At 47.7% G+C, this 14,569-nt stretch carries 16 protein-coding genes; 4 read left to right on the top strand and 12 right to left on the bottom strand.

Annotated elements, in window-relative coordinates:
* Positions 1-43: 43 nt before the first annotated feature.
* Positions 44-751: a tRNA1(Val) (adenine(37)-N6)-methyltransferase gene (locus CWI82_RS10655; protein ID WP_165383926.1), complete on the bottom strand. Its 708-nt coding sequence runs from the start codon at positions 749-751 to the stop codon at positions 44-46.
* 55 nt (positions 752-806) lie between these two features.
* On the opposite strand from CWI82_RS10655, the gene srmB reads away from it, so the two are divergent.
* Complete coding sequence (gene srmB / locus CWI82_RS10650) at positions 807-2,024, top strand: ATP-dependent RNA helicase SrmB (protein ID WP_092858422.1); 1,218 nt, start codon at positions 807-809, stop codon at positions 2,022-2,024.
* Here the strand turns inward: srmB and CWI82_RS10645 are convergent, their stop codons facing one another.
* Positions 2,025-2,378: a VanZ family protein gene (locus tag CWI82_RS10645; protein WP_233340255.1), complete on the bottom strand. Its 354-nt coding sequence runs from the start codon at positions 2,376-2,378 to the stop codon at positions 2,025-2,027.
* A 39-nt stretch (positions 2,379-2,417) separates the two neighbouring features.
* Positions 2,418-3,905, bottom strand: coding sequence for a tRNA uracil 4-sulfurtransferase ThiI (gene thiI, locus CWI82_RS10640; protein ID WP_130203521.1), 1,488 nt, complete (start codon positions 3,903-3,905; stop codon positions 2,418-2,420).
* Positions 3,906-4,031: 126 nt separating this feature from the next.
* Between thiI and CWI82_RS10635 the strand changes: the two genes are divergently transcribed.
* From CWI82_RS10635 to dxs, 3 genes are read left to right on the top strand one after another with little or no spacing between them, the layout of a single operon-like run.
* Positions 4,032-4,268, top strand: coding sequence for an exodeoxyribonuclease VII small subunit (locus CWI82_RS10635; protein WP_130203520.1), 237 nt, complete (start codon positions 4,032-4,034; stop codon positions 4,266-4,268).
* On the top strand, positions 4,265-5,152 hold the full coding sequence (gene ispA / locus CWI82_RS10630; RefSeq protein WP_130203519.1) for a (2E,6E)-farnesyl diphosphate synthase: 888 nt from the start codon (positions 4,265-4,267) through the stop codon (positions 5,150-5,152). The genes CWI82_RS10635 and ispA overlap by 4 nt, the downstream gene beginning before the upstream one ends.
* Positions 5,153-5,155: 3 nt before the next feature.
* Entirely contained in the window at positions 5,156-7,036 is a 1,881-nt protein-coding gene (gene dxs, locus CWI82_RS10625; RefSeq protein WP_130203518.1) for a 1-deoxy-D-xylulose-5-phosphate synthase, read from the top strand.
* Here dxs and CWI82_RS10620 read toward each other — a convergent pair.
* Genes CWI82_RS10620 through secD form a run of 9 tightly spaced genes read right to left on the bottom strand, consistent with a single transcriptional unit; the run spans position 6,998 to position 14,550 of the window.
* Positions 6,998-7,474 (bottom strand): phosphatidylglycerophosphatase A family protein, encoded by a 477-nt coding sequence (locus CWI82_RS10620; protein ID WP_130203517.1) that lies wholly within the window; start codon positions 7,472-7,474, stop codon positions 6,998-7,000. The genes dxs and CWI82_RS10620 overlap by 39 nt on opposite strands.
* Entirely contained in the window at positions 7,475-8,473 is a 999-nt protein-coding gene (gene thiL, locus CWI82_RS10615; RefSeq protein WP_130203516.1) for a thiamine-phosphate kinase, read from the bottom strand.
* Between the two features lie 11 nt (positions 8,474-8,484).
* On the bottom strand, positions 8,485-8,904 hold the full coding sequence (nusB, locus tag CWI82_RS10610) for a transcription antitermination factor NusB (RefSeq protein WP_092858434.1): 420 nt from the start codon (positions 8,902-8,904) through the stop codon (positions 8,485-8,487).
* 11 nt (positions 8,905-8,915) lie between these two features.
* Positions 8,916-9,380, bottom strand: coding sequence for a 6,7-dimethyl-8-ribityllumazine synthase (ribH, locus tag CWI82_RS10605; RefSeq protein WP_130203515.1), 465 nt, complete (start codon positions 9,378-9,380; stop codon positions 8,916-8,918).
* A gap of 50 nt (positions 9,381-9,430) precedes the next feature.
* Entirely contained in the window at positions 9,431-10,039 is a 609-nt protein-coding gene (locus CWI82_RS10600; protein WP_130203514.1) for a lysophospholipid acyltransferase family protein, read from the bottom strand.
* A 6-nt stretch (positions 10,040-10,045) separates the two neighbouring features.
* Positions 10,046-10,912 carry a DUF3014 domain-containing protein gene (locus CWI82_RS10595; protein WP_130203513.1) on the bottom strand — a complete coding sequence of 289 codons (867 nt, stop codon included), beginning with the start codon at positions 10,910-10,912 and terminating at the stop codon, positions 10,046-10,048.
* A gap of 18 nt (positions 10,913-10,930) precedes the next feature.
* Positions 10,931-11,713, bottom strand: a complete 783-nt coding sequence (gene yaaA, locus CWI82_RS10590) for a peroxide stress protein YaaA (RefSeq protein ID WP_092858442.1) — start codon at positions 11,711-11,713, stop codon at positions 10,931-10,933.
* Between the two features lie 30 nt (positions 11,714-11,743).
* Positions 11,744-12,691, bottom strand: a complete 948-nt coding sequence (gene secF, locus CWI82_RS10585) for a protein translocase subunit SecF (protein WP_130203512.1) — start codon at positions 12,689-12,691, stop codon at positions 11,744-11,746.
* Between the two features lie 11 nt (positions 12,692-12,702).
* Entirely contained in the window at positions 12,703-14,550 is a 1,848-nt protein-coding gene (gene secD, locus CWI82_RS10580) for a protein translocase subunit SecD (protein ID WP_130203511.1), read from the bottom strand.
* Between the last annotated feature and the right edge of the window lie 19 nt (positions 14,551-14,569).

Here is a 14,569-nt window from a genome sequence, read left to right as displayed (position 1 = left end):
TCCCTTTCCCTGCCTTTTTATTGATAATTCACGCGCGCTCAAACTAGTTTAAATAAAAGTCTTTTGTTATTTGCTTAAAGCTCACTGTGTAATGCCCTACTTCATCACGAATCACGAGTTCTTCGAATTTCGCAGTCTGCTCTTCTGAATCTCTAACAAACTCGAACAAAACTAAGTATGGTGCTTTTTTCGGAGTGCTCTGAACCATGCACTGGCACGCCACTTGTAGGTTCATCGCGGCTAATTCAGCAACAATTGTATCTAGTGCTTGTATTGGTGCAACCACGGCAATACGACCGTTTGGTGCAAGTAACTGAGCGGCTCGTTGCAGCCACGCCTGCCAAATATCGCCGGTGCCTTGCCGTGCTAATTCACGCTCTTTGGATGCGCTCGCCAGATGGTTGGCGAAGTACGGTGGATTCATGACAATGAGGTCGTACTGATTCTCACGGTAAGCCGCGGTGATTACATCACCTTGTGTGATCACGATTTTGTCGGACCACGGCGATGCCAACACATTTTGCTGAGCTTGTATTGCTGCGTTTGGATCAAGCTCAACCGCCTCAATCATTGCCGTGGCTGCGCTACGTTGTGCCAACATTAATGCAAGAATGCCGCAACCGGTGCCCATATCCAGTATGCGTTGCGCCATGCCTACCTGAACCCAAGCACCGAACAGCAGGCTATCGGTGCTAACTTTCATCGCACATTGGTCATCTTTGAGGTAAAATTGCCGGCATTGAAAGCCCATTGGCTTCTCCGTAAGCATTTAGCGCACTACTTATCCGTAACGACAGGAACTAAGCATGACACCCGATTGGGAACAATTAGAACTGGATGACGAACTCATCGATGTTCTCAAGGCTGCAGACATTAACAAGCCAGCGAAAGTACAGCAAGCAGTTATTCCAGCAGCTTTGGATGGTCAAGACTTGTTAGTCAATTCACCAACGGGTACTGGTAAAACGCTCGCCTTTTTATTGCCGGCTATCCAGCATCTCTTGGATTTTCCTCGTCGCCAACCGGGGTCAGCACGCATTCTTATTTTGGCACCAACACGCGAACTTGCTCAGCAAATTGCTGAGCAAGCGGATGCGTTTGGTGAAACCACAGAACTCAAAACGGTGTTGATTACTGGTGGTGTGAATTATGGTTCGCAGCATCAACAGCTTCAGGCCAACCATGATATTTTGGTAGCTACGCCAGGGCGCTTATTGGATTTGATTGGCGCTGACCAATACGAACTTGAAAACGTCGAATGGCTGATTATTGATGAAGCTGACCGTATGCTCGATATGGGCTTCAGTAGTGCGGTGAAGCAGTTGGTAAATGAAGCGCGGCATCTCAAGCAAACTTTATTGTTCTCAGCCACATTAGAAAGCGCTGGTGTTAAACGCTTCTCTGGGGAAATTCAAAAAGAACCGCAGCACATTACCGTGGAACCACCGAAGCGCGAGCGCGGCAAAATCTTACAGCGTTGGTATCAAGCGGATACTGCCGAGCATAAGTTTAAACTTCTTGAGCGTGTGCTAGCCGAAAATACTGGACGCCGTATTATCTTCGTTCGTACCCGTGAGCGTGTTGAAGAATTGTCAGGCAAGTTACAATCGGCTGGTATTAAAACCTTAACGCTGCGTGGCGACATGCCACAATCAGACCGTCAGCGCATTATTGCACGGATGGAAAAGTTTGAAGACAGCACACTGATCGCAACAGATGTTGCTGCTCGAGGTATTGATGTGGAAGACATCGAGTTGGTGGTGAACTTTGATTTACCGAAGACTGCGGATGTTTACTTGCACCGTATCGGTCGCACTGGCCGCGCTGGTAAATCGGGTTTAGCTATTGCGTTGGTGGAAGCGCATGATGCCGAATTACTCGGTCGTATCGAGCGCTACCAGAAAGCCAAACTTGAACGTCGTGTGTTTGACGACTTACGGCCGCAATACAAGTTCCCAACGCCGGGGAAAGCGAAAAAGAAAAAGGCAAAGAAAAAAGAAGCGAACAAAAAGAAAGCGAAGTAACTACTTCGCTTTTTTCTTTTGACGAAACCTAAAGTAAGCATAGGCATAATAGGTTGAAGCGCCTGCCGCGTCGGCAATCAAATCACCCAAACTTGCGTCACGATACGGCAACATATCTTGCACCCACTCTATGGCAACACCATAAAGCGTCAGAATCACTAAAGCTGCCCAGATTGGAATCGGAAAAGCGCGATGGAACGTCAGAGCCAAAACAAAGAATGCCCCAAAATGCACCACTTTGTCAGCATTTTCAAAGCGCGGTACTTGATTAGTTGATACTTGCATTAAGAATGCAGCAGACAGCCCAATCAGTACGATTAAAAATATAAGCCGCGCAATGTTTCTTGACGTCATTCAATTTCCTTACTGCTTTTCTGATTTAAGCCACGTTGTTTACTTTGACGGCGGCTGATATACCGCTACATTTTGGTGCCCTTGCTCTTGCAAATACAAAGCCTGCAACTTGCTCATGACACCCTTTTCACAATACAACAAATAAGTTTTACTATTATCTAAATCAGCAAACGCTGTCGCCAATTTGAAAAACGGAATATGGCGAACCACAATATCGTCTTTTGGTGCGTTAAAAGGCTTATTATCCACTTCATCCTGAGTGCGAATATCAATGATTTCGTGAGTCGCACCGTTGACACTCTGCACTGCATCAACTTTTTGAACGCGTTGCTCAGTTGCTTCACCTATTTGGCTCACATCTTCAACACGCGATTGACGCACCACCTGCTTAATCAATTCAGTATCGAGCTGACTTTCCGCTTCAGCTAGCGCATCGCGCTGTGCCTTGACCGTTGGCTTATTCGAAATCACACCACAATATTCTGGCATACTTCGGGCAAAATCGGCGGTACCAATTTGTTGCGCAATGTTAATGATTTCTTGCTTATCCATGGTGATTAACGGGCGCAGCACCAATTTATCGGTTGCTTCATCAATCACACTTAAGTTACTCAATGTTTGGCTTGATACTTGTCCTAGCGCTTCACCAGTAACAATCGCCGCAGTGTGTAAGTTGTTCGCAACGATTTCCGCCGCCCGCAACATTTGCCGTTTTAACACCACGCCCATCAAGCCGTTATCAACCTTGGTAAGAATTTCTTCAACCACAGGGGCAAAATCAATACTAATAAACTTTAGCGGATGCGAACTCGCGTATTGCTGCCAAAGGTAATAAGCCGTTTGTCGAACGCCTGTTTCGTGTTGCGCGCCACCTAGGTTAAAAAAGCAAAAGTGAACTCGCGCACCGCGACGTAACAACTGGAAACTGGCAACACTCGAGTCAAAACCACCGGAGAGCAAACTCAACACATTTTCTTGTGTTGGTAACGGGAATCCACCTAAGCCTTGTTCTTTGTGCCCGAACACGCGCACAACGTCATGATCAATTTCAACGCGAACTTCAATATCCGGCTTCTTCAGGTTGACCTTGCTATCCGCGCAATGTTTGAGAATGGCACCGCCTAAATAGCGCTCTAAATCAAGGGAACGAAACGGATGCTCACCTTTGCGCTTCACTCGCACAGCAAAGCTTTGACCCGGAATGATAGCCTGCCAACACGCTAATACTTCTTCCATAATTGGCGTGAAGTCGGTTGGGTCGCCTTTGGGAAGTGGTAGCTCATGCGAACGGCTAAACCAAGAAATTCCAGGAACTCGTTGTAAAATATCACTCACTTGGTTCGCATCTTGTTGTGCGTCATCGGCGACAACAACCTCGATTCGATCCCAACACCAGATCACCTTGGCGTTAACGTCGTTACGGCGCAAGATACTTTTCAGATTATTTACCAGTACCTTGCCATAGCGTTTCCGAACGCCTTTACTTTTAATGGTGATTTCTGCGTGCAATCGAACTATAAATTTCATGAGATTATTTGATGCCGTTACTGTTACTGAGTGTAAAAAGGCGGCATTATACCTGATTTGACCACGCTACGGAATCAAGGTAACTTGTGCGCCATTATTCCACGTAGCTACTGGATACCATGCCTTATGAGTGATTTGTCTTTCGAACAAGCCATGCAACAACTTGAAAAAATTGTTGTGCAGTTAGAACAGGGTGAGTTGCCTCTTGAACAAGCGCTGGAGCAATTCGAGCAAGCGGTAAAATTATCTCGTTTGAGCCAACAGAAACTGCAACAAGCGGAACAAAAAGTCAGCCAGCTATTGCAGCAGCAAGGCCAAGAAAATCTCACGCCATTTCAACCCAATGCCGAGGATGAGGCGTGAATCTGACGCAGCAACTCAACGACACCAAAGAGCATATTAATAACTATTTGTCGCGCTTGTTGCAGGAACGTGTGGCAATAGCACCGCGATTAAATGAAGCAATGCATTATGCTTTGGTTCTCGGCGGCAAACGTGTTCGGCCATTTTTGACCTTGCACGTCGGTGCGTTATGCGGTGCTGATGCCCATAGTTTAGAGCGCGCGGCAGCTGCGGTTGAATGTATCCATGCTTATTCATTGGTGCATGATGACCTACCAGCCATGGATAACGATAGCTTGCGACGAGGCCACCCAACTTGTCATATCGCCTTTGATGACGCCACCGCTATACTCGCAGGTGATGCATTACAAACATTAGCTTTTGAGTTACTCAGTACACCAGATAAACAATTAAACGCCACGCGCCAACTCGAAATGATTCATGTATTGGCTGATGCCAGTGGTGATCGTGGGATGTGCGGCGGTCAAGCTTTAGATATAGCAGCCACCGGCAATGCCGTGCCTGAATCAGAACTCGCACAAGTGCACATTCATAAAACCGGTGCGCTGATTCGAGCAGCGGTACAACTGGGAGTACTCGCCGGCAACGACGATGCACAGCCATATCGCGCCCACTTTGATGCTTTTGCGCATTATTTAGGGTTAGCATTTCAAGTGCGCGATGATATTTTAGATGTAATTGGCAATACTGAAGCGCTCGGCAAAACCCAAGGTAGCGATATTGAAGCTAACAAAACCACCTATGTTAGTTTACTTGGCTTAGAGGGTGCGCAGCAGCGCCTCAACGATTTACACCATAAAGCGCTTCATGCGCTGGGCAAAATTCCTTACAATACCAAATTATTGGAAGCATTCGCAGATCATCTGCTGAACCGGGATCATTAATACATGTCGTCATCAAGTAGTCACTCAGCCGCTTCAACAGCTTTGTTGGACAGCATCAATACACCTGCCGACTTACGTTTGTTAAACGAACGTCAGTTGCCGCAGCTCTGTGCCGAAGTGCGCGAGTTTCTATTAAACTCAGTAAGCCAAAGCAGTGGTCACCTTGCCTCCGGGTTAGGCACCGTTGAGCTGACGGTGGCGCTACACTACGTTTACTCGACACCGCATGATCAACTCGTATGGGATGTTGGCCATCAAGCCTACCCACACAAGATTCTCACTGGCCGTAAAGACCAACTGCATACCATTCGTCAGAAAGACGGCTTACACCCGTTCCCATGGCGTCCAGAAAGTGAATACGACACACTCAGCGTCGGCCATTCGAGTACCTCAATTAGCGCTGCTTTAGGCATGGCCATTGCTGCACAACGCAACAATACCCAGCAAAAAGTTGTTTCGATTATTGGCGATGGTGCGATTACCGCGGGCATGGCTTTCGAAGCCTTGAATCACGCGGGTGATATCAAACCCGACATGTTGGTGATTCTGAATGACAACGACATGTCGATTTCGGAAAATGTTGGCGCATTGAATAACCATTTGGCGCGCGTATTATCGGGCAAGGTATATACCTCCATTCGTGAAGGCGGTAAAAAGCTATTGCAAGGTATGCCAGGCATTTCTCACCTTGCGAGCCGCGCCGAAGAGCATATGAAAGGCATGGTTGCGCCGGGCACGATCTTTGAAGAGCTGGGTTTTAATTATATTGGCCCGATTGATGGTCATGATGTGAACCTGTTGGTTGATACCCTTCGCAATATGCGTAATTTGAAGGGCCCACAGTTTTTGCACATTGTGACGCGCAAAGGTAAGGGCTACGCACCGGCTGAAAAAGATCCAATTGGTTACCACGGTGTGCCTAAATTTGATCCGTCGCAAACCTCATTACCTAGCAAAAAGGCCGCTACGCCGTCTTATTCAAAAGTATTTGGTGATTGGCTCTGCGAAATGGCTGCTGCAGATGAGAAACTTATGGCCGTAACACCAGCTATGCGTGAAGGCTCAGGTATGGTCGAGTTTTCGCAGAAGTTTCCACAGCAATATTTTGATGTTGCCATTGCCGAGCAGCACGCGGTAACTTTTGGTGCGGGTTTAGCAATCGGCGGCTATCATCCGGTGGTTGCGATTTACTCAACGTTTTTACAGCGTGGCTACGATCAATTCATTCACGATGTGGCGCTACAGAATTTACCGGTGCTATTTGCGATTGATCGAGCCGGTATTGTTGGTGCCGATGGCCCAACCCATCAAGGCGCGTTCGATATCAGTTACATGCGCTGTGTGCCGAACATCGTCATCATGACACCGAGCGATGAAAACGAGTGTCGTAATATGCTCTTCACCGGCCACCTGCACCAAGGGCCGGCAGCCGTTCGTTATCCACGCGGTAATGGCTCGGGTGTGAGCATGGATGAGCAAATGCAGAAGCTTGAGATCGGCAAAGGCCGCATGGTTCGTGAAGGTAAAAAGGTCGCGATTCTTAACTTCGGTACATTGCTTAGCGAGGTGATGAGCTGTGCTGAAACGCTTAATGCCAGCGTGGCCGATATGCGTTTTGTGAAGCCACTGGATACCAACCTCATCGATTCGCTTGCCGCTGAGCACGATCTATTGGTGAGTGTTGAGGAAAATGTAGTTGCTGGTGGGGCTGGTAGCGCCGTCAGTGAATACTTGGCCCAACAAGGTAAGACAGTGCAAATGCTTCATCTTGGCTTGCCTGATGAGTTTATTAAACATGGTAGCCAAGAAGAAATCCGTGCTGAGTTACAACTCGATGCCGCAGGCTTAGAGGCTCAGATTAAGCAACGCATGAGCAGCATGTAAAACTACGGTGCTGGCCACTCCGGCCAGCAAGTCGTCAACCATAATGCCCGCCCCACCTTTTAAGTTTCGATCGCACCAACCGATTGGTCCTGGCTTGACGATATCAAAAAAGCGAAACAGTGCGAATGCCGCCAAAACGTTGTACCACGTGAATGGCAATGCAATCATTGCAATCATATAGCCAGCAATTTCATCCCAAACAATCGCAGGATGGTCATGCACGCCTAATGTTTTTGCGGTGTAACCACAAATCCAAAAGCCAACGATGGCAGCAATGATGGTAATGATACTGTAGGTGAGCAAACCACTCAGTTGCATTGCATAAACAAGTGGAATTGCTGCTAACGTGCCAAAGGTTCCCGGCGCTTTTGCCGCAAGCCCACTGCCAAAACCAAACGCCAAGCAGTGAACTGGATGCAACAATAAACGCTTCATCATTTACTCTGCGGATGAATCAGCAGGCGAACGAAAATGTTCGAAACCTGGTGTAATATCGGGGAGTTGCCACGGTTCGTCATCATGTAACAACTGAATCATTTCGGCATCTTTGGTGACCCGTCCTATGCATACAGGTTTGCTAGGGCTATGTGCAGTCACCGTATCAAACAAGCCCCGCTGGGCTTCTGGCACGGTAAACAACAATTCGTAATCATCGCCACTCGTTAAAGCGTAAATCAGCGCTTGTTCCTCGGTGAGGCTCTCCGTTAAGGCCAACGATAAGGGCACTTCGTCGACACTTAAACGTGCACCAACATGCGATGCTTTAAGAATATGGCGCAAATCGGCGAGTAGTCCGTCTGATACGTCGATAGCACTACTGGCTATTCCACGCAATGATTGACCTAGGGCGACACGCGGTGATGGGAAATACAGGCGTTCAGTGAGTTTACGTTGATAATCAGGGCTTAACTGCTGGCGATGTTGGCGAGCAGCTAAAGCTAACCCAGCATCACCTAAGGTGCCGCTCACGTAAATCCAATCGCCTGGCTTCGCACCACTGCGACGTAACGCTTTGCCTGTAGGCACAAAACCGTGGGCGGTGATCGTTACTGATAGCGGACCTTGTGTCGTATCGCCACCAATGAGTTGGCAATTGTAGTAGTCGCAGATTTCACGTAAACCATGCGCAAAGCCGGTTAACCAGTCATCGTTGATTTCCGGTAACGTAATAGCGAGGCTGATCCATGCGGGTTCTGCTCCCATTGCTGCTAAATCGCTAAGATTCACCGCAACGACTTTATGGCCTAGTGCGCGAGCCGGGGTATCGCGATCAAAATGCACGCCCTCAACCATAGTGTCGGTAACAATCACCAGTTCACTATTTTCAGGAACCCGCGCAATTGCGCCGTCGTCACCAATACCTAAATCAACATCGTCACGTTGCGGTAGACGATGTGTGAAATAGGTTTCAATCAGATCAAATTCGCCAAAGGCCATAGCAATAACGCTTACTGACGAGCAGCGCGGAGTGAGTCGATAGCTTTATCAAGAACACCATTCACAAAACGATGACTATCATCAGCGCCAAACGATTTCGCTAATTCAATCGCTTCGTTGATAGCAACTTTGTATGGCACATCCAAGCGCTCACGCAACTCATACGCAGCTAAACGCAGCACGGCGCGTTCTACTTGGTCGAGATCTTTGAGCGGACGGTCTAAAAATGGTTCAAGAGCTTCATCTAAAGTTGATGATTGCCCAGCAACACCGCGTACTAACGCCAAAAAGTAATCAACATCTACTTTACTGGTGTCATTATCGGTTAAAAACTGGGCTTCAATGTCACTCATGCTATTTTGTGACAACTGCCATGAATATATTGCCTGAACGGCGAGCTTTCTTGCCTTACGGCGTGCAGCTGGTTTCATGAATAACTCTCTTAAATTTGACTCAGAACATTAACCATTTCGAGCGCACTCAAAGCAGCTTCAGAGCCTTTGTTTCCGGCTTTTGTGCCACTGCGCTCAATAGCTTGTTCAATGCTGTCGGTGGTAATAATACCAAACGCGACTGGAATCTCGTGCTCCAGTGCCACACGACCTAATCCACTATTGCTTTCACCAGCAACGAAATCAAAATGCGGTGTACCGCCACGGATCACTGCGCCAACAGCAATAATCGCATTATAGCGACCTGATTTAGCTAATTTTTTTGCAGTCAGTGGAATCTCGTAAGCGCCAGGAACTCGCACGACCGTAATATCGTCAGCATTGACTTGGCCATAGTGCTTCAGCGTTGTTAATGCGCCTTCGAGCAGGCTATCAACCACAAAGTGATTGAACCGAGAAACAACAATCGCAAATTTCTTACCTGGGGCGGCAATTCCGCCTTCAATGACGTTCATGGTTGGATCCTTTTCTAAAAATCGGCGGGATGATAGCACAATTTTGCCAATCAGGCATGTTCTGGATATTTTCCTACTGCATGAGCCAGAGCATCTTTAACTCGCTGCAATTCATCATCAATTGAACCGGTGATCATAAATGCTGGGGTAATCTCCACGACCTTCCTTGAGAAATCTAGTGCAATCGGCACCACTGGTACCTGCGCCGCCTGCGCGATATGGAGAAAACCTTTTTTCCACTCGGCGACTTTCTTGCGTGTTCCCTCTGGTGACAACGCTAAGATTAAATGGTCGCGCTGGTTAAACTGCGCCACCATTTGTTCAACGACGCCGCTGGCTGCTCGTCTATCAACAGGAATTCCACCCAGCCAACGCAATAAGCCATTTACTGGGAAACGAAAAATGGTGTGTTTGCCGAGGTAACTTAAGTTCAGGCCAAGTGCCAACATGGCAAAAACACCAATAAAGAAATCCCAATTCGAGGTATGCGGTGCAACCGGTATAATCGCCTTTTTCACATGCGGCAAATCGCCAACGACACGCCAGCCACCCAACAAACGCAAGCCAACACGACCAACCCAACGACTAAAGGCATTCCCGCGTAACGGAAATGCCCCTTTAACGTTATCCGGTATGGACTCAGGATAAGATTGTGTCATGGTTGCTTACTGCATTAATGCGTCTTGAATCGCTTCAAGTTTCAATTTGATACGGCGAATATTATCTGGACCGGTACGTAACATTTGCTTCTGTGCTGCTGGCAATGCTTCCAAGGTCGGGTCTGCATAGCGATACATGACGCTATCATCATTTAATTCGATAACGGTTCCAACCGACGGAGTTTCCAGCAACACGTTAATCGCTTCTAACAACATCTGGTTTGGATCTTGGTCGGGGTAACCAATTTCACCAAGGGCTTGCTTCACCAGCGGTTGATAGCGTTCAAACATCGACACCAACACATCTGTATCTAAACTAACAAACCAGTCAACCATTGGGTTGTAGCGATCATAGCTACGCGGGTCGATATAAATTTTGCCGTTTTGTTCGAGCACTCGGAATGACGCGGTAGGGCCTGCAATAACAGCTTTCTCGCGAATCACTAACCCTTGGCGCAAGTTATCGACAAACACAACGGTATCGCGAATCAGTTGCTGACCAGAGATAGGCTCAACGTTTTGCTCTGCAGCTTTCAGTTCATCTAACACTGCCGTGGTGCTATTCGCCATGTCTGGCAACGGTACTTCCGGCTCAGGTTCAGGCTCTAGTTCAACTGTTTCGCTAATTTCAGGCACCGGCTCATCAATTTCTGGCGAGGTTTCCAGTTCAGCTTCGGGTTCTGGTTGTTGAGACTCTTGAACAACTGGCGCAGGTTGCTTGATTTCTGGCTTCGCCGCTTGCTCCTGTTGCTTGGCAAGATAGAACACCACAGCAATTGCTATTGCGAGTAACACAATAACACTGATAATCAACTTACCTTTATTGGTGGCGGTTGTTGCTGCCGGTGATGGATCTTGCCCAAAATCTCTCATTATTTGCCCCTTGCTCGATTATTTCTGATCGCGCTCAGCTCGATAAAAAACCAATTCACTATCGGTAGATTCATCGGCGTTAAATCGATAACCACCGGCGTTGAACTGGCGCAGTTCTGCCACTGACTTCGGCTGTTCGGTCATAATATAGCGCGCCATCATACCGCGTGCTTTTTTAGCCCAAAAGCTAATAACCTTGTACTCACCGTTTTTCTCGTCCTTGAACACTGGGGTCACAATTTGCGCTTTCAAACGTTTTGTTTGCACGCTTGAGAAGTATTCGTGTGACGCTAAATTAATGACCAGCTCTGAATCGATCGTCTCTAAATCTTCATTGAGCATGTCAGTAATTTCATCGCCCCAAAACTCATACAAATTACGTCCACGCGACGTGTCGAGCTTGGTGCCCATCTCTAATCGGTAAGGCTGCATTAAGTCGAGTGGCCTCAATACACCATATAGACCTGACAATATGCGTAAATGTTCCTGAGCATAGGCAATTGATTCAGCAGATAACTTTTCTGCGGCTAAACCACTGTATACATCACCGTCAAATGCATAAATAGCAGGACGCGCATTGTTTGGCGTAAATGGCGTATGCCACTCGGCGAACCGAGCAGCATTGAGACCTGCCAACTTATCGCTAATTTTCATTAATTCGCTTAACTGCATCGGAGATAGCGCTTGGCACCGATCCACCAGTTCCTGCGCCCGTTCTAACATGCGCGGCTGCGAATGTTCAGCGGTTGGCAATGGACTGTCGTAATCTAAGTTCTTTGCTGGCGATATGACTACTAGCATCGTTATCTCCGTTTGTTTGTGACTTTAGCCCTATGGCATCGGGTCTAAATCTTCACCCTCTTTTTCCACCTCTGGCGGCATCAAGTCTTCACGACTAACACCAAGCGCAAGCGCTAATGAGCTGGCAATATAGATTGATGAATAGGTACCAATGATGACACCAAACAATAACGCTGTCGCAAAACCGTGGATTAACTGGCCGCCTAAGAAAAATAGTGCCATCAATACTAAAATCGTGGTTAACGACGTGATCACCGTCCGGCTCATCGTATCTGTTAAGGCACCGTCAATAATCTCCTGCGAGGTACCTTTGTGGTACTTACGGAAGTTTTCACGAATTCGGTCACATACCACCACGGTATCGTTAATTGAATAACCAATTACCGCGAGCAACGCTGCCAATACCGTCAAATCGAACTCAAGCCCGAGCACTGAGAACAAGCCAAGGGTGATGATGACATCGTGCGCCAATGCGCCTACAGCACCGAGAGCGAGTCGCCACTCGAAGCGCAATGCAATATAGATGAGAATACAGATCAGCGCGGTTAACATCGCTAAACCACCCTGCTCGGTCAACTCGTCACCCACTTGCGGCCCAACGAACTCAATCCGACGCATTTCCACTTGACCGTCAGATTCGGCTTGTAGCAAAGATAAGATTTGATTACCTAGCTCTTGTGCTTTAACGCCTTCACGCGGCTCGATACGAATCAAAACATCTTGTTGTGTACCGAAGTTTTGTACAACGGCGCCACCGAACCCATTGGCGTCTAGGGTTTGGCGCACTGCTGGCAAATCAGCGGCAGTTTCATAGCCAACTTCGATGACGGTACCACCAGTGAAATCAAGCCCCCAGTTCAACTGGTTGACGCTCAAGCTCACGATAGACGCGATAATCAATAAGCCACTAATAAACCATGCGCCAAGACGATAGCGCATGAATGGTATCGTTTTATTTGTCTTAATAATCTCATGCATAACAGTACCCCTTATACCGACAATTTATCGATGCGCTTGCCACCCCAGACAGCGTTTATAACTGCACGGGTACCGATAATTGCGGTAAACATCGAGGTGATAATGCCGATTGCGAGGGTTACCGCAAAGCCTTTAACTGGCCCTGTACCCACCGCAAACAAGATGATTGCAACAATCAACGTGGTAATGTTGGCATCCATAATGGTCGAAAATGCGCTATCATAACCATGGTGAATGGCTTGTTGCGGACTTCGTTTGTCACGAATTTCCTCGCGAATACGCTCAAATATGAGTACGTTCGCATCAACCGCCATACCAACAGTCAAAACAATACCGGCCATACCTGGCAAGGTAAGCGTGGCGCCAGGGATCATGGACATAACGCCAACAATAAGAACTAGGTTAGCCGTTAGAGCAAGGTTCGCAACCAGACCAAACTTCTTGTAATACAGCACCATAAAGAAGATAACGAGGATAAAGCCCCATAATATGGCTTGTGTTCCCAAGGCGATATTCTCTTTACCGAGACTCGGACCTAGAGTTCGTTCTTCTACGATTTGGATTGGTGCAATCAAAGCACCGGCACGCAGTAACAGCGCTAAGTTCTGAGCTTCTTGTTGCGAACTGATACCAGTAATTCGGAAATTGCTACCTAGGCGGGCTTGAATAGTGGCAACGTTAATCACTTCCGCGTGACGTTCGAACACGATGCGATCGTTCTCGTCACGCTCGCCAGTTGCTTTAAATTCAATAAACAACGTGGCCATCGGTTTGCCAATGTTGTCACGTGTCGCCAGCGACATTTTGTCGCCGCCAGCACCATCGAGTGAGATACTCACTTGGGGACGCTGGTTTTCGTCAAAACCTGACGTGGCATTAACAATATGGTCACCCGTTAAGATCACGTCTTCGCGTAATAAGGTGTTACCACCGTTACGGTTAGGAAACAATTCTGAACCAAACGGCACACGACCCATTTCGGCATCACGCAAACTATTTTCATCATCGACCAAACGGAACTCGAGGGTCGCTGTTGCGCCCAAGATTTCCTTAGCGCGAGCTGTATCTTGCACACCCGGTAATTGAACCACAATGCGCTCAGCACCTTGACGCTGCACGATAGGCTCGGCAACACCAAGCTCGTTCACACGGTTACGAAGAATCGTCACGTTTTGTGAAATGGCGTAATCTTGGGTCTCTTTCAGTTTTGCTTCAGTCATACGCAGACGCAGCGTTTGCGTTGCTTCGTCTTCAATGAGCGTATATCCAGGGTAACGGTTATCTAAGTACTGCTCCGCTGCGGCGTAATCTTCGGCACTGCGCAATTCGACCACAACGTCTGAATCGTCACGGCGAATACTGGTTGAACGAATGCGTTCTTCGCGCAATTCAGAGCGAACGGTGTCACGCATTTGGTCTTGAATTTTACGCACTGCTTCTTGCATATCCACTTCCATTAAGAAGTGAACACCGCCGCGCAAATCAAGACCGAGTTTCATCGGCTCTGCACCGATATCTGCCAACCAGTCTGGCGTCGCCGGGGCTAGATTCAAAGCAACGATATAGTTGGTGCCTAGCTCTTTTAACAGCGCATCCCGAGCTTGCAATTGTTCAACATCAGAATTGACGCGAACCAAAATCTGCTCGTTCTCAAGCGTGACACCCTTGGGTGTGATGTCCAATTGCTCAAGGGTTTGTTCAACACGCCCTAACGTATCTGTCGTTACAGATGCATTACGACTTGCCGAGATTTGCACGGCGTAATCTTCACCGTACAAATTTGGAAGCGCATACAAGGCAGCAATCGCCAATACGGCGATTACCATCAAGTTCTTCCACAACGGAAACTTATTTAACACGTTAAATCCTTATCTCTTA

The sequence above is a fragment of the Pseudidiomarina tainanensis genome (assembly GCF_004214835.1).
GTDB lineage: Bacteria > Pseudomonadota > Gammaproteobacteria > Enterobacterales > Alteromonadaceae > Pseudidiomarina > Pseudidiomarina tainanensis.
This window is presented reverse-complemented; position numbering and strand designations above follow the sequence as displayed.